This is a genomic window from Pseudomonas sp. ANT_J12 (assembly GCF_008370045.1).
Classification (GTDB): Bacteria; Pseudomonadota; Gammaproteobacteria; order Pseudomonadales; family Pseudomonadaceae; genus Aquipseudomonas.
In genome coordinates this window covers 102,279-123,808 of sequence record NZ_VOBN01000005.1, presented here as the reverse complement: position 1 = coordinate 123,808, position 21,530 = coordinate 102,279, and the positions used below count along the sequence as shown (strand labels likewise).

At 61.5% G+C, this 21,530-nt stretch carries 18 protein-coding genes; 10 read left to right on the top strand and 8 right to left on the bottom strand.

Annotated features, from left to right (window positions below; genetic code table 11):
* Positions 1-81: 81 nt before the first annotated feature.
* The gene (locus tag FQ192_RS13575; protein ID WP_149659066.1) at positions 82-753 is read right to left on the bottom strand and encodes a DsbA family protein; all 672 of its coding nucleotides are present in this window, start codon (positions 751-753) and stop codon (positions 82-84) included.
* A gap of 244 nt (positions 754-997) precedes the next feature.
* Between FQ192_RS13575 and FQ192_RS13570 the strand changes: the two genes are divergently transcribed.
* On the top strand, positions 998-3,091 hold the full coding sequence (locus FQ192_RS13570; protein ID WP_149659065.1) for a TonB-dependent siderophore receptor: 2,094 nt from the start codon (positions 998-1,000) through the stop codon (positions 3,089-3,091).
* A gap of 281 nt (positions 3,092-3,372) precedes the next feature.
* On the opposite strand, the gene FQ192_RS13565 is transcribed toward FQ192_RS13570, so the two are convergent.
* From FQ192_RS13565 to FQ192_RS13550, 4 genes are all read right to left on the bottom strand, one after another.
* Positions 3,373-3,585 carry a hypothetical protein gene (locus tag FQ192_RS13565; protein ID WP_123598111.1) on the bottom strand — a complete coding sequence of 71 codons (213 nt, stop codon included), beginning with the start codon at positions 3,583-3,585 and terminating at the stop codon, positions 3,373-3,375.
* Between the two features lie 244 nt (positions 3,586-3,829).
* Positions 3,830-4,936, bottom strand: coding sequence for an agmatine deiminase (gene aguA, locus FQ192_RS13560; RefSeq protein ID WP_149659064.1), 1,107 nt, complete (start codon positions 4,934-4,936; stop codon positions 3,830-3,832).
* 5 nt (positions 4,937-4,941) lie between these two features.
* Complete coding sequence (gene aguB / locus FQ192_RS13555; protein ID WP_149659063.1) at positions 4,942-5,820, bottom strand: N-carbamoylputrescine amidase; 879 nt, start codon at positions 5,818-5,820, stop codon at positions 4,942-4,944.
* A 236-nt stretch (positions 5,821-6,056) separates the two neighbouring features.
* Entirely contained in the window at positions 6,057-8,969 is a 2,913-nt protein-coding gene (locus FQ192_RS13550) for an aminotransferase (RefSeq protein ID WP_149659062.1), read from the bottom strand.
* Between the two features lie 165 nt (positions 8,970-9,134).
* On the opposite strand from FQ192_RS13550, the gene rfbC reads away from it, so the two are divergent.
* The 4 genes from rfbC (at position 9,135) to FQ192_RS13530 (ending at position 13,480) form a co-directional block, all read left to right on the top strand.
* Positions 9,135-9,680, top strand: a complete 546-nt coding sequence (gene rfbC, locus FQ192_RS13545) for a dTDP-4-dehydrorhamnose 3,5-epimerase (protein WP_149659061.1) — start codon at positions 9,135-9,137, stop codon at positions 9,678-9,680.
* A gap of 104 nt (positions 9,681-9,784) precedes the next feature.
* Complete coding sequence (locus tag FQ192_RS13540; protein ID WP_149659060.1) at positions 9,785-11,593, top strand: ATP-binding protein; 1,809 nt, start codon at positions 9,785-9,787, stop codon at positions 11,591-11,593.
* Complete coding sequence (locus tag FQ192_RS13535) at positions 11,590-12,984, top strand: sigma-54 dependent transcriptional regulator (protein ID WP_149659059.1); 1,395 nt, start codon at positions 11,590-11,592, stop codon at positions 12,982-12,984. Before FQ192_RS13540 ends, FQ192_RS13535 begins: the two co-directional genes overlap by 4 nt.
* 40 nt (positions 12,985-13,024) lie before the next feature.
* Positions 13,025-13,480 (top strand): YiiD C-terminal domain-containing protein, encoded by a 456-nt coding sequence (locus FQ192_RS13530; protein ID WP_149659058.1) that lies wholly within the window; start codon positions 13,025-13,027, stop codon positions 13,478-13,480.
* 116 nt (positions 13,481-13,596) lie between these two features.
* Here FQ192_RS13530 and cysQ read toward each other — a convergent pair whose 3' ends face one another.
* Positions 13,597-14,430: a 3'(2'),5'-bisphosphate nucleotidase CysQ gene (cysQ, locus tag FQ192_RS13525; protein ID WP_149659057.1), complete on the bottom strand. Its 834-nt coding sequence runs from the start codon at positions 14,428-14,430 to the stop codon at positions 13,597-13,599.
* Entirely contained in the window at positions 14,427-14,993 is a 567-nt protein-coding gene (gene nudE / locus FQ192_RS13520) for an ADP compounds hydrolase NudE (RefSeq protein ID WP_133837780.1), read from the bottom strand. The genes cysQ and nudE overlap by 4 nt, the downstream gene beginning before the upstream one ends.
* A 90-nt stretch (positions 14,994-15,083) precedes the next feature.
* Between nudE and yrfG the strand changes: the two genes are divergently transcribed.
* On the top strand, positions 15,084-15,746 hold the full coding sequence (yrfG, locus tag FQ192_RS13515; RefSeq protein WP_149659056.1) for a GMP/IMP nucleotidase: 663 nt from the start codon (positions 15,084-15,086) through the stop codon (positions 15,744-15,746).
* Between the two features lie 197 nt (positions 15,747-15,943).
* Here the strand turns inward: yrfG and lysM are convergent, their stop codons facing one another.
* The gene (gene lysM / locus FQ192_RS13510) at positions 15,944-16,393 is read right to left on the bottom strand and encodes a peptidoglycan-binding protein LysM (RefSeq protein ID WP_149659055.1); all 450 of its coding nucleotides are present in this window, start codon (positions 16,391-16,393) and stop codon (positions 15,944-15,946) included.
* Between the two features lie 136 nt (positions 16,394-16,529).
* On the opposite strand from lysM, the gene FQ192_RS13505 reads away from it, so the two are divergent.
* From FQ192_RS13505 to FQ192_RS13490, 4 genes are all read left to right on the top strand, one after another.
* Positions 16,530-17,417, top strand: a complete 888-nt coding sequence (locus FQ192_RS13505) for a LysR family transcriptional regulator (RefSeq protein WP_149659054.1) — start codon at positions 16,530-16,532, stop codon at positions 17,415-17,417.
* Positions 17,418-17,509: 92 nt separating this feature from the next.
* Positions 17,510-18,349, top strand: a complete 840-nt coding sequence (gene fdhD / locus FQ192_RS13500; protein WP_149659053.1) for a formate dehydrogenase accessory sulfurtransferase FdhD — start codon at positions 17,510-17,512, stop codon at positions 18,347-18,349.
* Positions 18,346-20,694 (top strand): FdhF/YdeP family oxidoreductase, encoded by a 2,349-nt coding sequence (locus FQ192_RS13495; protein WP_149659052.1) that lies wholly within the window; start codon positions 18,346-18,348, stop codon positions 20,692-20,694. The genes fdhD and FQ192_RS13495 overlap by 4 nt, the downstream gene beginning before the upstream one ends.
* A gap of 322 nt (positions 20,695-21,016) precedes the next feature.
* On the top strand, positions 21,017-21,502 hold the full coding sequence (locus FQ192_RS13490; RefSeq protein WP_149659051.1) for a glycine zipper domain-containing protein: 486 nt from the start codon (positions 21,017-21,019) through the stop codon (positions 21,500-21,502).
* Positions 21,503-21,530 lie beyond the last annotated feature (28 nt).

Sequence of the window (21,530 nt, the reverse complement as noted above, 5' to 3'; positions counted from 1 at the left end):
TTCATGAATCGTCTGAGAATAGGCAAAAATCGTCTAAGAATCTCTGATAGGCGAGCGCCAGTTGCAAAGTTTCACGGGAATTCAGTGGATGCAGCCGTCGAGGCCGCAGGCTTGAAACCCGGACGCCGGGGCTTGGGCGGGCAGCGATTGACGCAGCCACGCCGCGAAGGCTTCCGGTTTGCCGAGCCACGGGCCGATGTCGATCAAGGTGAATTGGCCGTTGTGTTCCAGGGCGAAAGTCGGGAAGCCTTGGCCGCCGACATTGGCCAGCAATGCGCGGCTTTCCTTGATATGCCGCTCAGTGTCGGCCTCGTGGAAAGCGCTTTGGAAAGCCTGTGGATCGAGCCCGATGGCGTTCGCCAGCTCAAACAGGACCGCTTCGTCAGCGATGCGGCGTCCTTCCTGGTAGTGAGCCGTCTGCAAACGGCCCAGCAACTCCAATCCACGACCGGCCATGTGCTCGGCGGCCAACACAGCGGCAATCGGCGGCGCGGAATCGAACACCGCTGTTTCGTCGCGCAGCAAACCTTCGAAATACGCCTCACCAAACGGCTGACCGGTGAATTCGGCGATGCGCCGGTCGTGGGGCATCACGTAGTTGCGCAGCTGTGGTGAAACGGTCTGGCGATTGGCACCGGTCATCATGCCGCCGCCGTGGGCGATCACGGGCAACACGGCTTGTGCGGCTTGCACCAGGGGTTTGGCGCCGTAGCACCAGCCGCACAACGGGTCGTAAATGTAGTGAAGAGTCATAGGAAGGCTCCGGCAAAAAGGTAGGAAAAATCGATGCCGGCAGACTAGTCCTCAGACCGTTGCGGAAAAACGCTGGAATGGCTTTCAGACTGTTTCGGGAATCGGGCGAATGCGCTGGGTATCACCCTCGACACAAGTTGAAACAATCATTCAAGGGAACCCTTTAGGAATAGTTAACGAAAGTAAATAGCAAGCATTACCATTCGCACCCTCGAATTCTTCCACCCTTCCGGATGCGCTTCAGATGCCTGCCCCGTTCCGCTTCACGCCCGTCACCCTTGGCCTTTCTGCTTTGTTGTCTGCCGGTTTCGTCGGCGCCGCGACCACCGTATTACCCGAAACCTCCATCAGCGCCGAATCCGAAGCGGACGACCCGCGCGTCAAGGAAACCAGCACCGCTACCCGCACGGCAACCCCGGTGCGCTATGTGCCGCAAGCCATCGACTCGGTTAAAACCGCCAACATTTCGGACTACGGCACCAACGACCTGGGCACTGCGTTAAGTGGCATCCCCAACGTCAGCAGCGGCGCCGACACGCGTTTCGACAGCCTGCGCATCCGCGGTTTCGACGCCAGCAACGACTTCTATCTCGACGGCATCCGTGACGACAGCCAGTACGTGCGCGACTTGCACAACATCGAACGCATCGAAGTGCTCAAAGGCCCGGCCGCCGTGTTGTATGGCCGTGGCAGCCAGGGCGGGATCGTCAATCGGGTCAGCAAGCTACCCGAGTTCGGCCGCCGCTCGACCATCGAAGCCCAAGGCGGCAGCGATGATTTGCGCAGTCTTTATGCGGACCTGAGCACCGACCCGAGCGAGAACATCAGCCTGCGTTTGAACATGGGCAACATGGATCAGAACAGCTTCCGCGATGGCGTCAGCGGCAACCGCCAACTGTTCGCGCCGTCCATGAGCTGGCAGCTGACGCCGGACCTGAACTGGCTGGTGCAGTACGAATACAGCCGCTACAACCGTACGCCGGATCGCGGTATCCCCGGGGTAAATGGACGCCCGGCGGATGTAGGACGGGATACGACCTACGGCAACGATCACGACTTCATCGACGACAAGTCACAATCCCTACGCTCCAAACTCAGCTATGAACTCAGCGACAACTGGCAGCTGCGCCACACCCTCGGTGTGTTCAAGCTCGACAGCGATTTCGATAACACCTACCTCATGGGTTACACCCCGGCGACCCAAAAAGTCACCCGCCAGCACTGGCAACAGGACCTGACCACCCGCAACGTTTACAACAACGTCGAGCTGGAAGGTGGTTTCGATACCTTCGGCCTGGAGCACCGCCTGCTGACCGGCATCGAGATCGGCAGCCAGCGTCGCGATCCGAAGCTGTCCAACGCCGCAACCTCAGGGCCGGGCAGTTCGCCGGTGCCGGCGCTGGACCTGTACAACCCGAACCGCGATCTGCGCCACACCGGGCGTATGCAGGTGTCCAGCGACAACCACACCGAAGTCGAAAGCCGTGCGGTGTACGTGCAGGATCAACTGCGCCTGAACGATCAATGGCAACTGCTCGCCGGTTTGCGCTACGACACCTTTGATATCGAATCGACCAACAAGCTGCGCAACCTTTCCGAAGACCGTGACAGCCACAGCACCAGCCCCCGTGTCGGCATCGTCTGGACGCCGCTGCAGAATCATTCCTTCTACGCCTCCTGGACCAAGACCTTCTCGCCGGTCGGCGGTGGCTTGATCGGCATCACGCCTGGCGTGGCGGGTAACAGCAACGACCTGAGCCCGGAGCTGACCAAGCAGAAGGAAATCGGGGTGAAAAGCGACTGGCTCGACGATCGCCTGAGCACCACCCTGGCGATCTACGAATTGGAACTCTACAACCGCCGCACCAGTGATCCGCTCAACCCGACCGTTACCCTGCTCACCGGCGAGCAACGCTCCCGTGGTATCGAGTTGACCGGCACCGGCAAGCTCGGCGGCAACTGGTACGTGCGCGGTGGCGTCGGCGTGCAGGACGCTACCGTCGTCAAAGACAACAATGGCTTTGAAGGCAAACGCATCAGCAACGTGGCCAAGCACAACGGCAGCCTGTTCCTGACCTGGAAACCTGAAATGGGCTGGTACGCCGAAACCGGTCTGACCCTGGTCGGCGAGCGTTACGCCGACAACCTCAACACCACGGTCCTGCCGGGTTATGGGCGTTGGGATGCCCTGGCCGGGTTCCGGCAGAAGGATTGGGACTTGCGCGCGGCGTTGAACAACATCAGCGACAAGACCTATTACGCGTCGTCCACCAGCCAGTATCAGATTCAGCCGGGCGAGCCGCGTAGCCTGGTCGTGACCGGGACCTACAGTTTCTAAACACCATCAATGTAGAAGCGAGGCTTGCCCGCGAAGACGGTATAACAGCCGACGAATAAGTTGGATGTTCTGACGCCTTCGCGGGCAAGCCTCGCTCCTACAGCTATTTGATGATCGTTCCCACGCGCAGCAAAGGAATGCAGCCCGGGACGCTCTGCGTCCCAAAAGCCGAACGCGGAGCGTCCGTTGAGGCATTCCCACGCAGAGCGTGGGAACGATCAGCGCCCAAAAAAAAGCGCCGCCTTCCCGGCAGCGCTTTTATCAATCCGTTGTTGTTCTTCTTATCCTTCCATCACATCCCACAACGCTTCCAGCTCCGCTTCGCTGAATAAACCAGCGGGGTAGCGCTCGATCATCATCCGGCGCGGATCAGGTTCCCTGATCTGACGCGTTCCATTGGACTTCAACCAGTGCGCAAGGATCTGTAGCGATTCGCTATTGACTGCCAGGGGATGCAATGTCCGCTCGCTCACCACATTCACTTCGGCGTTCATTTCAGCGCTCTCTCCCGGTTTGTGAGCGGCTAACTTATCCAAGGTTTATGACAGAACGTCGCCGTTCTCCCCTCCCTGTTTTGCCCCATGACAGATACAAGAGCTGTGCCAATGTTTCGGACCTGTCGATGAGCGGATACAAAAAAGCCCGCGGTCCTGACGGGCTGCGGGCTTTCTGTAAGGCGAAACGGGAAAACGTTTGCGAGACTGATTTTGCAATCAACTCAGGCTGTTACAACGGCACTCACTCGTTGTGCGGCGCGGGCTGTTGTTGGGTAAGGCAGTGGATGTTACCGCCTCCCAGTAACAATTCGCGGCCAGGCACCATCACCACTTCGTGCTGCGGGAACAGGCTCTGCAAAATCTCCTTGGCCGGGCCGTCCAGCGGATCGTCGAAGCTCGGCGCAATAATGCCGCCGTTGACGATCAGGAAGTTCACGTAGGAACCCGCCAGGCGAACGGTAGGATTGCGCTCCTGGGTGCCGTCCACGGGATCGACACCGGCGCACTCTTCCTCGGTGGCATACAGCGGCCCCGGAATCGGCATCTTGTGCACCGTGAACGGGCGACCCTTGGCGTCGGTGCTGCTTTCCAGCACCTTCATGGCCGCCTGGCAGCGCGGGTAGTTCGGGTCCTGCGGGTCATCGGTCCAGGCCAGCAGTACTTCGCCCGGACGCACGTAGCAGCAGAAGTTATCCACATGGCCGTCGGTTTCGTCGTTGAACAGACCGTCCGGCAGCCAGATGATCTTATCCACAGCCAGATTCGCGCTGAGCACCGCTTCGATGTCGGCACGGTTCAGGTGCGGATTGCGATTGCGGTTGAGCAGGCATTCTTCGGTGGTGATCAGGGTGCCTTCGCCATCGACGTGAATCGACCCGCCTTCAAGCACGAAGCCCTCGGTGCGGTAGCGTTGGCTGCGCTCGATCTCGAGGATCTTGCCGCCAACCTGGGAATCACGGTTCCACGGCGAGTACAGACCGCCGTCAAAACCGCCCCAGGAGTTGAAGTCCCAGTTCACGCCACGGACTTCGCCGCTGTGATTGATCACGAAGGTCGGGCCGGTGTCGCGAACCCAGGCGTCGTCGCTGGACATCTCGACCACGCGGATATTCGGCACGTCGAGACGGGCGCGGGCGTTTTCGTACTGGCCGGCAGAAACACCAACGGTCACCGGTTCAAAACGCGCGATGGCCTTGGCCACCGCAACATGCGCGGCTTGCGCCGGTTTGCCGCCCAGGCGCCAGTTGTCCGGGCGCTCGGGCCAGATCATCCAGGTCTGGGTTTGCGGCGCCCACTCGGCGGGCATGTAGAAGCCATCGGCGCGCGGGGTGCTGTTTAAAGTGGTCATTGGGATCAGGACTCCAGGGAACCGTCGAGGGTTTTGAGCGCATTGTATAGGTTCGGACGACGATCACGGAACGAGCCCCAGGCACTGCGGGTGTGCTCCAGTTCGTCGAGGTCGAAGCTGTGGACCAGCACGCCCTCTTCGGTTTTATCGAGTTCCTGCACTTTCTCGCCGAACTGGTTGGCGATAAACGACGAGCCGTAGAAGGTGATGTCGTAGCCGTCCTGCTCCTCATTACCGATGCGGTTACTGGCAATCAGCGGCATCAGGTTGGCGCCGGCATGGCCCTGCTGCACACGCTGCCAATGATCGCGGGACGAAATGGTCTTGTCATGGGGTTCGCTGCCGATGGCGGTCGGATAGAACAGGATTTCCGCGCCGAGCAACGCCATGCTGCGGGCGCACTCCGGGAACCACTGGTCCCAGCAGATGCCGACGCCGATTTTCGCGTAACGGGTGTTCCAGACCTTGAAGCCGGTATCGCCCGGGTTGAAGTAGTACTTTTCGTGGTAGCCCGGGCCGTCCGGGATGTGGCTTTTACGATAAATCCCGAGGTTGGAACCGTCGGCATCGATGATCGCGATGCTGTTGAAGCGGGCGCGGCCGGCCAGTTCGTAGAAGCTGATCGGCAGCACCACTTGCAGTTCCTGGGCGACTTTCTGGAAATGCTTGATCGCGACGTTGTCTTCAACGGTCGTGGCCAGTTGCAGGTAATCCGGGTTCGGCTTCTGGCAGAAGTACGGCGCCTCGAACAATTCCTGGATCAGGATGATCTGCGCACCTTTGGCCGCGGCCTCGCGGACCAGCTTCTCGGCGGTCTCGATGTTGGCTTCAAGGTCCCAGGAACAAGCCATCTGGGTAGCGGCGACGGTAACGATACGGCTCATGAATCATCTCCTGGGTCTTTTTTATAGGTAGGCAATGGCGACTTTATAGCCGATAAATATCGGCTTTAAAAGTTACTTGAACGCCTTTCGTCTAAATAGACCCATCAAAAGCCGATAAGAATCGATATTTAGCGTCGGTTTTGAGGACGCCTTCGCGGGCAAGCCTCGCTCCTACAGGTTTGTAAACGCCACCGACCTGTAGGAGCGAGGCTTGCCCGCGAAGGCGGTCTCAAATCCTACAACCCTTCCCCCAACACCTTCGAAAGCATGTCGACAAAGAAATCCACACTCCGGCGCGAAGTCACCATCGGCGGCTTAATCTTGAGCACGTTCAGAAAATCCCCCGTCGGCTGCATGAAAATCCCCAGCTCACGCAAGCGGTCACACAGCGCCGTGGTTTCTTCGGTCGCCGGTTCCAGGGTGTCGCGGTTGCGGATCAGCTCGACCCCTAGATAGAAACCGGAACCATGTACCGCACCCACCAACGGATGAATGTCGATCAACGCTTCCAGCCGTTCCTTGAAGTAACCGCCGACGACCTGGGCGTTGTCCCAGAGCTTTTCTTCTTCCATGACATCCAGCACCGCCATGCCGATCTGGCAACTGACCGGACTGCCCCCGGCCGAGGAGAAGAAGTAACCCTCGGCTTCCAGCGCCTCGGCGATTTCCCGGCGGGTGATCACCGCGCCCAGCGGCTGGCCGTTGCCCATGCCCTTGGCCATGGTGATGATGTCCGGCACCACGCCCTGCTCTTCGAAGCCCCAGAAAAAGTGGCCCATGCGGCCATAACCGACCTGCACTTCATCGGCGATACACACGCCGCCCTGAGCGCGGACCATTGCGTAAACCTGCTGCAAATACCCAGGCGGCAGCGAGATGCCGCCGGCATTGCCGTACACCGGTTCACAGATGAACCCGGCGAGCTGGCGTTTCTGTTCAGCGATTTTCGCCAGGTTGTGTTCGACGCTGCGCACGTAATCCGGCGCGCTGTCCGGGCCACGGAATTCGCCACGATAGGTGTTCGGCGCAATCACCGGATGCACCCAGTCGGGACGGCTGCTCAAGGCCTTGGGGTTGTCGGCAATCGAGGTCGACACCGCGTCCGCGCCCACCGTCCAGCCGTGATACGCCTCAAGCACGCTGAGCATGTCGCGCCCGCCGCTATACGCCCACGCCAGACGAATCGCCAGGTCGTTGGCTTCGCTACCGCTGTTGACCAGAAACACGCGGTCCATGGAATCCGGCGCCAACTTCAACAAGCGTTCGGAGAATTGCGCCACCGCCGCGTAATTGAACCGCGAGTTGGTGTTGAGCAGCGACCACTGGCGGCTGGCGACGGCGGCCATGCGCGGATGACCGTGGCCGAGCACCGCGACGTTGTTGAGCATGTCGAGGTAGGAACGGCCCTGCATGTCGATCAGGTGATTACGCCAGCCGCGCTCGATGCGTGGCGGGTCGACGTAATAGTGTTTTTGGGTGCGGGCGAAACTGGCCTCGCGACGTGCCAGCAACGTCTTCGAATCAAGTTCCTCCTCAGCGTCACAGGCCAGCCCGAGCAGCACCGCGGGTGACGGGCACAACGCCTGCCAGGCCAAGGCGCGGGACGGCGTGCAAAACAATGGCGCATCGAACGCAGCGCCTCGGCACAACTGCACCCTCAGCGGCCCGCTGACCGAACCCAGCACCTGGCCTTTGACCAGCGCCGCGCCACTGTGCAGCGACGGGGTCACACCCCACAGGCGCACGCTCAGTTGCGGACCGTCGAGTTGCAACACCCCCGCCGATGGCTGGTGAACCACCCCGGCAAACGGCGATTCAACCGCCGTGCCGTGTGGCACGCATAACTCGACGTGCAATGGGCAAGTATCGGGTTCGTCGGCACTGTCCGGTCGGGTACGAGACAACCGATATTGGCCATAACGGCTGGCCGCCAGGCCGTGGGCCGTAGCAGCTTCCGTCAGCAGGCGCTGATCGATCCCTTCTTGCTCCCAGTTACCGGCCTCGAAATGCGGGCTGAGTACGCCCAAATCGATCAAGGCAAATTCACGGCCGACCAGGCTCGGCAGCAACGGTGCGAAACCTTCGCTGCCGATACTCGGCAAGCTGTGGCCGACGGTGGTCAGGATCGCCGCTTCCATCAGTTCTAACGGCACCGAGGTAGCGACGCGGAAAATTTCCCATTCGTGGGTCAGGTTGTCACGACTGTACTCATTGCCCGGATCGATGCTGACCTGCTGCTCGCCGCTGAGCACCAATACCGCCGCGCGGGCCACGATCAACGGCCACAACGCCTGTAACTCTTCATGCTGCAGCGGATTGACCGCGTGATAGGCCTGCACCGCCGGCAAGATGCAGAACGGGTCGCCATCGGCGTGGTGCAGCAGCGCCGCGCAGGTCACGGACAGATCGGTAATGCGCCAGGTCCGGATCAAGTCGCCGAAATCGATCACACCCTGCAATTGCCATTGCCGTTGCGAATCCCGCTGCCAGACCACGTTGTCGTCGGTGATGTCCATGTGAATCGCCTGCACCGGCAGTTTCGCCACTAACGGCAGCAAGCGTCGTTCGGCCTGTTCGGCGGCGGCGGCAATCAACCCGCGCTGCCGATCATCCTGAATCACTGGCAACAGGTGGGCGATCAAGGCATTGGCATGGCGGGCGTCCCATTGCAGCGTGCGCTCCAGCCCCGGATGGTCAAAGGCCGCCAGCGCCAGATCCATTTCGCCACAGAGTCGACCAAAACCGGCGACCACCGAACCCGGCAAGTGCTCAAGGTGAGTCAGCGACCGGCCTTCGATGTAATCCAGCAGGCGCACATGCACCGCTTGCCCGTCGATGTCCAGAGAAAGCAGATCGGCACCGTTGTTCGCGGCAATCACGCGCGGCACGTGCACATCAGGGTGCTCAGCCAAATGCTTGAGCCCTGCGTGCTGGGCTTGCAGCTCCAGCGCCGAGTAATCACCCCGGCAGATTTTCAGGACGAAACGACCGCGTTCACTGTCGACGCGGTAGTTCAGGTCCTGCTGGCTGCCCAGGGCCTGCAATGTCCCGCTCAACCCGTAATGTGCCTGCAACAGCGCTGACGCTTGCTCCGCAGACACTTGCGGGCTGGGCAAACTGGCGCGATGAATCAACGTGGCGAGCGGCATACAACGACCCCTGAGATTTTATTAGGCGCATATATCGCCACCGCTGCGGCCGATACGCAACCCCCCGCCCCTGATCGGCACGGGGCAAAAGACATCGCCGCACTCGCGCCCGCCAGCACTTTGCGCAAGAATGTCCCCCATCTTTTCTATCGCTGGAGAAAACCCATGAACGTAGTCACCACCGACCTGCCCGGTGTCCTGATCATCGAGCCCAAGGTATTTGGTGACGAGCGTGGCTTCTTTTACGAAAGTTTCAACGCCAAGGCTTTCGAAGAAGCGACCGGCCTGAACACGCAGTTCGTTCAGGACAACCATTCCCGCTCGCAAAAAGGCGTGCTGCGCGGCCTGCACTACCAACTGGAAAATACCCAGGGCAAACTGGTGCGCGTCACCGCCGGTGAAGTGCTCGACGTGGCGGTGGACATTCGCCGCAGCTCGCCGCACTTCGGCAAATGGGTCGCCGTTCGCCTGTCCGCCGACAACCATCGTCAACTGTGGGTCCCGGAAGGTTTCGCCCACGGCTTCGTGGTGCTAAGCGAGTTCGCCGAATTCCTCTACAAAACCACCGACTACTACACCCCGTCGGCCGAACGCGCCATTCGCTGGGACGATCCGGACCTGGGCATCGACTGGCAACTGGATGAGGCGCCAAAACTGTCGGGCAAGGATGCAGCGGCGGCGTTCTTTAAGGACGCTGACGTCTTTTCCTGAAACCCTGCCTGAATCTTCACTTCAGCCGTGCGGTGCCGCAGCTGCGCAGACTGCGCCCGCAACCCTAGGCATAATGCGCCTGTCCCCCCAGGCGCTCGATGCCCATGACTCCGACCCTTCCCCGCAGACCCCGTTGGCGCAGCCTGGCCCTGCTCGCGCTGTGCCTGGCACCGTTGCTGTGGCCGTTGCAGCATCTGGCGGAGCGCTACTACCGCAGTGAACTGGCCGGGCAGAATCGTCAGACCCTCGACCTCTACGTCGCCAACCTGCTGGGCACCCTGCACCGTTATGAAGTATTGCCGCAAATCCTCGGCGACCTCCCCGCCTTGCGCGCCGTGCTCGGGGCGCCTGACGATGGCGTCACCCAAGGCAACGCCAACCGCCTGCTGAAAAACATCAGCGCCCAGACCGGCGCCGAAGTCATGTACCTGATGAACACCAGCGGCAAGACCCTCGCCGCGTCCAATTGGGACAAACACGACAGTTTCGTCGGGCGCAATTTCTCCTTCCGGCCGTACTTCAGTGAAGCCATGGCCGGGCGACTCGGACGCTTTTTCGGCTTGGGCACCACCTCGGCCAAGCGCGGTTACTTCTTCGCCGCCGCCGTGCGCGAAGGCGAAAAAGTCATCGGCGTGCTGGTGGTCAAGGTCGATCTCGATCACACCGAAAGCCTGTGGGGCAAAACCCCGGAACAACTGCTACTGACCGATAACAACGGCGTGGTCATTCTCACGTCGCGGCCCGAGTGGCGTTTTCGCTCCACCCGCGCGTTGAGTGATGACGAGAACAAAGCCATCAGCGCGATCCAGCCCTACCCGACCCGCGATCCGAAGCCGTTGAAGCTCAACCCCAATGCCTGGCTGACCCAGACCCAGTCGATTGCGGAAACCGGCTGGAACGTCAGCATCCTCGCGCCACGCACCCTGATCGACCGCCCGGTGCGTACGGTCGTGGCCATCGGTGGCGCCACCTTGCTGGTGTTGATGTTGCTGCTCGGGCTGATGATGCAGCGCCGTCGCCATTACCTGGAGCGGATCGCCTTCGAAGCCAAGGCCCGCCGCGAACTGGAAGGCCGGGTGGCCGAGCGCACCAGCGACCTCGAAGGCCTCAACCGGCGCCTGAAACAGGAAGTGCTGGAGCGCGAACAGGCCCAGCAGGAACTGGTGCGCGCCCAGGACGATCTGGTGCAGGCCGGCAAGTTGTCAGCATTGGGGACGATGTCCGCGAGCATCAGCCATGAACTCAATCAACCGCTGGCGGCCATCCGCAGCTACGCGGAAAACGCCGAAGTACTGCTCGATCACCAGCGCACCGACGATGCCCGGGGCAACCTCAAGCTGATCAGCGAACTGACCGGGCGCATGGCCTCGATCATCGCCCACTTGCGCGCCTTCGCCCGCCGCGATCGCCACGCCCCGGAAAGCGTGGCCCTGCAACCGGCGCTGGACGATGCCCTGGCGTTGCTGGCCAAGCGGCGGCGCAGCATGGAAGTCGAGCTGATCCGCGACCTGCCGGCGGCCACGTTGTGGGTCGAGGCCGGGGAAACCCGGTTGCGCCAGGTGCTCGGCAACCTGCTGGCCAACGCCCTCGACGCCCTGACCGAAAAAGGTCCGCCGCGTAAACTCTGGCTGAGTGCCCAATCCACCGCCGATGGCGTCAACCTGTACATTCGCGACAACGGCCCGGGGTTTTGCATGGAAGCCCTGGGTCGCGCCAGCGAACCTTTCTACACCACCAAGACCCGCACCCAGGGCCTTGGGTTGGGGTTGGCGATTTGCGACACGTTGATGCGCGCCTTCGGTGGTGAACTGTCGTTCTCCAACCACAAGGAGGGCGGCGCCCTGATTACCCTGAAGCTGCGCGCCGGCGCACCCGGCGTGAGCCTGCAACCGTCCGAGGACCGAAGTGCATGACCATCGATAACCGCATCCAGGTCGTGTTGATCGACGATGATCCGCACTTGCGCCAGGCCCTGAGCCAGACCCTGGACCTGGCCGGCCTGAAAATCCTGCCCCTGGCCGAAGCCAAGGGCCTGGCCGGGCAACTGGAGCGCGACTGGCCGGGCGTGGTGGTCAGTGACATTCGCATGCCCGGCATGGACGGCCTCGAATTGCTGACCGAGCTGCATGCCCAGGACCCGGAGCTGCCGGTGCTGCTGATCACCGGCCACGGCGACGTGCCGCTGGCGGTGCAGGCCATGCGCGCCGGGGCCTATGACTTCCTGGAAAAACCCTTCGCCAGCGACGCCCTGCTCGACAGCGTGCGCCGCGCCCTGGCCTTGCGCCGATTGGTGCTGGACAACCGCAGCCTGCGCCTGGCCCTGAGCGACCGCAATGAACTGAGCGCCCGACTAGTCGGGCAGTCAGCACCGATGCTGCGCCTGCGCGAGCAAATCGGCGCCCTGGCGGCGACCAAGGCTGACGTGCTGATCCTCGGCGAAACCGGTGCCGGCAAAGAAGTGGTGGCGCGGGCGCTGCACGATTTGTCGAGCCGTCGTAACGGTCCGTTCGTGGCGATCAACGCCGGGGCCCTGGCCGAATCGGTGGTGGAAAGCGAGTTGTTCGGTCACGAACCCGGCGCGTTTACTGGCGCGCAAAAACGCCGCATCGGCAAGTTCGAATTCGCCAACGGCGGCACGCTGTTTCTCGATGAGATCGAGAGCATGAGCCTGGATGTGCAGGTGAAATTGCTGCGCATGTTGCAAGAGCGCGTGGTCGAGCGTTTGGGCGGCAATCAACTGATCCCGCTGGACATCCGCGTCATCGCCGCCACCAAGGAAGACCTGCGCCAATCCGCCGATCAGGGACGTTTCCGCGCCGACTTGTATTACCGGCTGAACGTCGCGCCCTTACGCATTCCGCCGCTACGCGAACGCGGTGAAGATGCGTTGATGCTGTTCCAGCATTTCGCCGACGAAGCCAGCGCCCGCCACGGTTTGCCGCCCCACGAACTGCAACCGGGGCAACGGGCTTTGCTGCTGCGCCACACCTGGCCAGGCAACGTCCGCGAGCTGCAAAACGCCGCCGAACGCTTTGCTCTCGGCCTGGAACTGGCCCTGGACAACAGCGCTCCGGACGGCGGCGTCAGCACCACGGTCGAAGTGGTCAGCGGCGGGCTCAGCGAGCAGGTGGAAAACTTCGAAAAAACCCTGATTGCCGCCGAGCTGGCGCGCTCCCACAGCTCGGTGCGCAGCCTCGCCGAAGCCCTGGGCATTCCGCGCAAGACCCTGCACGACAAACTGCGCAAGCACGGGCTGAACTTCGCCGACGGCGGCGCCCACAGCCACACCGATGACCTCGATTGAGCTACCGTCCCATCATCATCTTCAAACAAGAGAACCGTGCATGAGCCGCGACAGTCGTCACCTGGAATCGATCCTGCACCACGACATCCCCCTCACGCGGGACATGGGCCTCCGGGTGCTCGACTGGCACGACCAGCAACTGCGCCTGCACTTGCCGCTGGAGGCCAACGTCAATCACAAAAGCACCATGTTCGGCGGCAGCCTGTATTGCGGCGCGGTGCTGGCGGGTTGGGGCTGGCTGCATTTGCGCTTGCGTGAAGAAGGGATTGAGGACGGGCACATCGTGATTCAGGAAGGCCAGATCCATTACCCGCTGCCGGTAACCACCGATGCCATCGCCATATGCCAAGCGCCGGGCGCGGTGACCTGGAAGAAGTTTGTGGCGATGTACAAGCGTTATGGCCGGGCGCGGTTGACGCTGCAGTCGCGGATTGTGAATGTGGGGAGTGAAGAGAGTGCGGTGACGTTTACCGGGCAGTACGTCCTGCACCGCTGAGCCGGGCTGACATTGATCGTTCCCACGCTCTGCGTGGGAATGCAGCCCGTGACGCTCCGCGTCACTGGACGCGGAGCGTCCCTTGAGGCGTTACCACGCAGAGCGTGGGAACGATCTTAACCGCGTGCAAGCTCCAGCAGTTTTTCCCGCCACGCCGCCTTCGCCGGCAACGCCAAAAAGAACTCATTGCGCAACGATTCCCGCGCCGGATAGCTGAACGGCGCACCACTCAAATCCAGCACTTCACCGCCCGCCCCTTCCAGCACACCTTGCGCCGCCGCCGTGTCCCACTGCGAAGTCGGTGCCAGGCGTGGATAACAATCCGCCGCCCCTTCGGCGACCATGCAAAATTTCAGCGAGCTGCCGTAATTGGCCAGTTGCAACTCACCCAGGCTTTCGCTCAGCCCCGCCAGTAAGCGCTCTTGCTCCGGGCTGGAATGCCGACGACTGGCCACCACGGTAAACGCCTCGCCAGCCGCCGGCACGTCGCGCACCTGAATCGGCAACGGCGTTTCGCCTTGATCACCACGCCACGCACCCAACCCGGCGCCACCGACGTAGAAACGCCCGTTGGTTGGCATCGACACCACGCCAAACACCACGCGACCCTGTTCGATCAGCGCGATGTTGACGGTAAATTCTTCGCTGCCGGAAATGAATTCCTTGGTCCCGTCGAGCGGGTCCACCAGCCACCAGCGCTGCCACCCGGCGCGCACGCTCTGGGGGATGTCGGCGTCTTCCTCGGACAGCACCGGGATGCTCGGATCCAGTGCCGTCAGCCCTGCCAGAATCAGATGATGAGCGGCCAGGTCGGCGGCGGTCACCGGCGAATCATCAGACTTCGCGGTCACGGCCGTGCCAGTACGCCAGAACGGCAGGATCGCATCGCCTGCCTTCAATGCCAGCTCAACCACCGGCGCCATCAACGGATGGGGGAAATTCAATTTCATGGCAAAAACACCCCACGTTGAGTCAGTAAGTCACGGGCCAGATACAACGCCGCCAAGGCACGGCCCTCGGTGAATTTGGGGTTCTGGGCCAGGCCCGACAACTCGCGCAGGTTGACCTTGTCCACGCCCATCGGCTCAGGCTCGTCGCCCTCCAGGCGTTCTTCGTACAGGTCGGTGGCCAGGACCACCTGGATCTTCTGGCTCATGTAACCGGGGGACAACGACAGCTCGGTCAAATGCTCCAACTGCCGCGCGCCGTACCCGGCCTCTTCCTTGAGCTCGCGCTCGGCCGCAGCCAGCACGTCTTCGCCTGGCTCGATCAAGCCTTTGGGCAACGACAATTCGTATTCATCGGTGCCGCCGCAATATTCTTCGACCAGCACCGCGTGGTCCGCATCGAGCATCGCCACGATCATCACTGCGCCATACCCGGCGCCCTTGCCGACCAGACGCTCGTAGGTGCGCTCCACGCCATTGGAAAAGCGCAGCTTCAGCTCTTCGACGCAGAATAAACGGCTGGTGGCGACAATCTCGCGGGCAAGTACGGTGGGTTTCTGGCGCATGAAAAGCTCCTTGGCGTGAACGCGTTACTATACCCGGCCTATCCTGATTGTTTGAGCCGGATATCTTTTTTACCGCTGGAGAAGTTTTTTATGTCCCTGCTGCCCTGGCGTGACATCGACACCGTTCTGCTGGACATGGATGGCACGCTGCTGGACCTGCACTACGACAACCATTTCTGGATGGAACACCTGCCCCAGCGATATGCCGAGTTGCACGGAGTGAGCCGGGCCATGGCGGAAATGGAATTGCAGCCGCTGTTTGAGCGCAATGCCGGCCAGTTGCGGTGGTACTGCCTGGACTTCTGGAGCGCCGAGCTGAATATCCCGGTACGCGAACTGAAACTCGAAACCGCACACCTGATCGCCCTGCGCCCGGATGCCGATACCTTTCTGGCGGCGATCAAGCAGGCCGGCAAGCGTGTGGTGATGATCACCAACGCCCATCGCGATTCGCTGTCACTCAAGCTGGAACGGATTGAACTGGCGCCGTATTTCGAGCGTTTGATCAGCTCCCACGATTATGGTTTTGCCAAGGAAAACCCGCAGTTCTGGGATGCCTTGCAGGCGGACATCGGTTTCGATCCGGCGCGCAGCCTGTTTATCGACGATACGTTGCCGATCCTGCGCAGTGCGCGCCAATTTGGCGTGGCGCATCTGTTGGCCGTGAGCGAGCCGGACAGCCGCAAAGGGCCGAAGGACACGGCGGAGTTTGCGGCGGTGGTCGATTATCGCGAGTTGATTGCAGGCCTCTGAAACCGCGTCGACTGCTTCGCGGGCAAGCCTCGCTCCTACAGGTCTTGCGCCATTTCTGATCGTTCCCACGCTCTGCGTGGGAACGATCAATTGTGGCGAGGGGGCTTGCCCCCGTTGGGTTGCGAAGCGACCCTAAAATCTTTACGACTGCTTCGCAGCCGAACGGGGGCAAGCCCCCTCGCCACAGGTCTTGAGCCTTACTCAGGAATCCGCAACGACTGCCCCGGATAGATCTTGTTCGGATCCTTGAGCATCGGCTTGTTGGCCTGAAAGATTTTGTCGTACTTGTTCGGATCGCCATACACACGCTTGGAAATCGCGCTGAGCGTGTCGCCCTTCTCGACCGTGACGAATTTCGCTGGCGTGGCCACTCCTCCCGTCACAGTGATCTGATCATCAACGCCACTGACACCGGCTACGTTACCCAGCGACAGCAGGATTTTTTCTTTCTCTTCCTGTGTCGCGGCTTCGCCTGTAGCAATGACTTTATCGCCTTCGACCTTCACTTGAATCTTGGAAGTATCGATGCCCGTCAGTGCATCCTTGACGTGCTTGGTCAGCGCCTCGCTGTTGGCCTCGGCCTTGTCCGGCGTCAGCGCATCAAGGATTTTTTCACCGGCATCTTTTAAAAAGCTGAAAAGGCTCATCGTGTTCTCTCCATGGGATAAGGGTCCAGACGCAAAAGACTAGACCAAGCCTGCAAGCCCTGGTTCCAACCCGACCAATGACCCCACCCCGCGCAAGCGCTAGAATCGCAAACCCTGCCCGCGCCCTGGAGCGAAGATGGACATCAAGCAGCTCAAATTCCTCATCGCCCTCGACGAAACCCGGCACTTCGGCCAAGCCGCCGCGCGCTGTCACATCACCCAGCCAACCCTGTCCATGCGCCTGCGCAGTCTCGAAGAAGAACTGGAGCTGCCGCTGGTCAATCGAGGCCAGCGCTTCGAAGGCTTCACCGCGCCGGGCGAACGGGTGCTGGCCTGGGCACGCACGGTGTTGGCGGCTTACGACGGGTTGCAGGCCGAGGCGGCGGCGTGTCGCGGCAATCTGGTGGGGACGTTGCGCCTGGGCGTGGTGCCGCTGTCGAGCTTCGACCCGCTGCCGTTGATGCAACGCCTGCACGCCGAACACCCGAACCTGCGCTTCGAACTGTCGGCGCTGAGTTCCGAGCAGATCCTCGAACAACTGGCGAACAATCGGCTGGACCTCGGCGTGTCCTACCTGGAGCGCCTCGACGGCGAGCGCTTCGATTCCCTGGCCTTCAGTGAAACCCGCATGGGCCTGCTCTACGACCAGCGTTTCTACACCTTCGGCGAGGCGCCGCTGAGTTGGGAATCACTGATCGAATTGCCCTTGGGCATGCTCACCAGCGGCATGCACTTTCGCCAGTCCATCGACCACAACTTCCACAGTCGCGGACTGACGCCCCAACCGTTGCTGCAAACCGACGCAGTCCACCAGTTATTACAAGCGGTGCATGGCGGCTTCTGTTGCGCGGTGATGCCTCTGGAGGGCGGCCTGGAAAATCTCACCGACCATCTACGCCTGCAACCCATCGAAAACGCGCAAACCCTAGGCCGGCTGGGGCTGATCATGCGTCGTAGCGCCCCGCGTTCGGCATTGGCGGAAGCCTGTTTTGCGATCTATCAGAAATCGCCGACAGGTTCTTGATCGACGTCATCTATCGGTACATCAGTACTAGTGATTAGACGCGACATGTTGACGCGCCTAGTCTTACAACTGATCAATCCGTTGGTGATGCCATGAACGCCAAGCGCCCTGCGAGCGCGGCGCCCGCACTCGAAACGCCCGCGCCAGACGCAAGCCAGACTTACAGTTACAGCGACCTTCAATACACCGATTCGGACAGCACCGCGCTGGCCGAGGAAGTCGCGTTGGCGATTGCCTATAACGGCATCAGCCAGGCCGTCATGTTGGTCACGCCGACCGATCTTGAAGACTTCATCGTCGGTTTTAGCCTCGGCAGCGGCATCATCGAAGACGCCACCGACATCTATGACCTGCAATTGACCGGCGAGGGTTCGGCGCAATACGCGCAAGTGACCATCGCCAACCGCGCCTTCTGGAACCTCAAGCAGCAACGTCGGCAACTGGCCGGCACCAGCGGTTGCGGGCTCTGTGGTGTGGAAGCGGTGGAACAAGCGTTGCCCGACCTCAAAGTGCTGCCCGGCGCGCCGTTGCCGCCCGCCGAATGGCTCGATGGCCTGCGCCAGCGCATCGGCGCCTTCCAGCCGCTGGGCCAGCATTGCGGCGCCGTGCATGCGGCGGTATTCATGAACGGCCAGGGCGAATTGTTGATGGGTCGCGAAGACATCGGCCGGCACAACGCCCTCGACAAGCTCATCGGCGGCTTGATCCGCCAGAACATCCCGACTGCGGGCGGCGTGGCGATTGTCACCAGCCGTTGCAGCCTCGAACTGATCCAGAAAGTGCTGCGCGCCGGGATTCAAACCCTGGTCAGCCTGTCGTCGCCCACCGGCCTTGCCGTGCAATGGGCCCGTCGGCACAACCTCAACCTCATCCACCTGCCGCAAAAAAGTGCGCCGCGGGTCTACAGCCCTGCGTTGGAGAATCAAGCGTGAGTCAACACAATCAAGCCGACCAGACACCCGTTCCGCGTTACAAGCCTTACAAGGGTCCGGCTGGTGGTTGGGGCGCACTGGCCAGCGTGGCCCGGGCCTGGTTGACCAGTGACAACGCACTGAAAAACCTGCGCATGATGCTCAAGACCAACAAGAACGGCGGGTTCGACTGCCCCGGTTGCGCCTGGGGCGACTCCAATGAAGCCGGCATGGTGGCGTTCTGCGAGAACGGCGCCAAGGCAGTGAACTGGGAAGCGACCAAACGTCGTGTCGATGGCGCATTCTTCGCCAAACACAGCGTCAGCTCCTTGCTGGAACAGAGTGATTACTGGCTTGAGTACCAAGGCCGTTTGACCGAGCCGATGAGCTACGACGCCGAAACCGATCGCTACAAGCCGATCAGCTGGGACGCGGCGTTCGCCTTGATCGCCAAACATTTGCAGGGCCTGTCGAGCCCGAACCAGGCCGAGTTCTACACTTCGGGCCGTGCCAGCAACGAAGCGGCGTACCTCTATCAATTGTTCGTGCGCAGCTACGGCACCAACAACTTCCCCGACTGCTCGAACATGTGCCACGAGGCCAGTGGTGTGGCATTGGCGCAAAGTGTCGGCGTCGGCAAAGGCACCGTGACCTTCGACGATTTCGAACACGCCGATGCGATTTTTGTCTGGGGCCAGAACCCGGGCACCAACCACCCACGGATGCTCGAACCCCTGCGCGAAGCGGTAAAACGCGGCGCTCAGGTGGTGTGCATCAACCCGCTGAAAGAGCGTGGCCTGGAACGTTTCCAGCACCCGCAACACCCGATCGAAATGCTCACCAACAGCGACAAGCCGACCAACACCGCGTACTTCCGTCCGGCTCTGGGCGGCGACATGGCGATCATGCGCGGCATGGCCAAGTTCCTGCTGCAATGGGAACGCGATGCGCAGAAGGCCGGTGAGCCTGCGGTGTTCGACCACGACTTCCTCAATGAACACAGCGTCAACGTACTGGAGTACCTGGGCATCGTCGACGACACGCCGTGGGAGCAGATCGTCGAGCAGTCCGGCCTGCCGCTGGTGGAAATCGAGCAAGCGGCGCGCATGTACGCCAAGGGCAAGAACGTCATCATGTGTTGGGCGATGGGCATTACCCAGCATCGCCATTCGGTGGCGACCATCCAGGAAATCGCCAACCTGATGCTGCTGCGCGGCAACATCGGTCGGCCGGGTGCCGGTCTGTGCCCGGTGCGCGGTCACAGTAACGTGCAGGGCGACCGGACCATGGGCATCAACGAGCGTCCGCCGGTGGCGTTCCTCGATTCCCTGGAACGTCGCTTCCAGTTCAAGGTGCCGCGCGACAACGGTCACAACGTGGTCGAGGCGATTCACGCCATGGCCGACGGTCGCGCCAAAGTCTTCATCGGCCTGGGCGGCAACTTCGCCCAAGCCACCCCGGACAGCCCGCGCACCTTTCAGGCCCTGAGCAATTGCGACCTGACTGTGCAAATCAGCACCAAGCTCAACCGCAGCCACTTGGCCCACGGTAAAGAAGCGCTGATCCTGCCGTGCCTGGGCCGCACCGACATCGATATCCAGACCGAAGGCCCGCAAGCCGTCACCGTGGAAGATTCGTTCAGCATGGTCCACGCCTCCAACGGTCAGTTGCAGGCGCTGTCGAAGCAGATGCGTTCGGAGCCGGCAATCATCGCCGGCATCGCCGCCGCGACTCTGGGCAGCAAACCGGTGGACTGGAACTGGCTGGTGGCCGACTACGACCGCATCCGCGACCTGATCGCCGACACCATCCCGGGTTTTCGCGATTTCAACGAGCGGGTGAAAAATCCGGGCGGCTTCTACCTCGGCAACAGTGCCGGTGCGCGCAAGTGGAACACGCCGTCGGGACGGGCCAATTTCCGTGCAAACGTTTTGCCGAAAGACCTGGTGCACGAGCGCGCGCGTGCCACGGGTGTGTTGCCGGACCTGATCATGCAGTCGCTGCGTTCCCACGATCAGTACAACACCACGATTTATGGTCTGGATGACCGTTATCGCGGGGTGAAGGGTCAGCGGGATGTGTTGTTCGTGAACGAAGCGGACATCATTCGCCTGGGCTTCAAACCGGGGCAGAAGGCTGACATCGTGTCGATCTGGGACGATGGTCGTGAGCGTCGGGTGAAAGGCTTTACGCTACTGGCGTTTGATATTCCGGCGGGTCAGGCGGCGGCGTATTACCCGGAAGTGAATCCGCTGGTGCCGCTGGAAAGCACCGGGGATGGCAGCCATACACCGACATCGAAATTTGTGGCGATCCGGTTGGAAATGGCCAGTGAGACGGGGTTGATCTTCGCGAAGTCGGCCTGAGTCTGATCGTTCCCACGCTCTGCGTGGGAATGCATAAGTGGACGCTCTGCGTCCGTTTTGGGACGCGGAGCGTCCCGGGCTGCATTCCCACGCAGAGCGTGGGAACGATCGGATACCGCTTTCCAATCGCCCACAAAAAAGGCCGTTTCTGCAAAGAAACGGCCTGTCCGAAGTAGCTAAAGACCGGCGAAAAACCCTTAAGTTCCGCTCAAAAAACAGTAACTTATAGAATTGTGTACAAGTCGTGTTACTCGTCGGATTTCGATTGTCACAATCAGGACACAGCCTCAGGATCGCGCCGTCATCCCCTTGAGGTTCCTCTATGAAGTTCTCCTCGATTCTCTTGTTGTCCCTTAGCCTGGCCAGTGGCTTAGCTTCTGCCGGAGGCACCACCGAAGCAGGTGTGGGCGGCGCATTGGGCGGGGTTTTGGGCTCGGTCGTCGGTCAATCACTAGGCGGCAATACCGGTTCCACCATTGGCGCGGCCCTGGGCGGCGCGGGTGGTAGTGCCGTCGGCGCCGACAAACGCAGCCGTGGCGAAGCCGCCATTGGCGGTGCGTTGGGCGCAGCCGGCGGTAACGTGGTCGGTCGCAGCCTGGGTGGCGGCACCGGCAGCCTGATCGGCTCCGCAGCCGGCGGTGGCGCCGGTGGCGCGCTGGGTAACTACATGGGCAACAAGAGCAATGAGGATGACGATCGTCGTTCGTATCGGGGTCGTGATGACCGTCGTTACTACCGTGACGACCACCGGGGTCGCGGTCATGCCTACGGCCACCGCAAGCATCACAGATACTATCGTGATCGCTGAGGCCGGCACGGCTTCGCGGTCAGGTAGA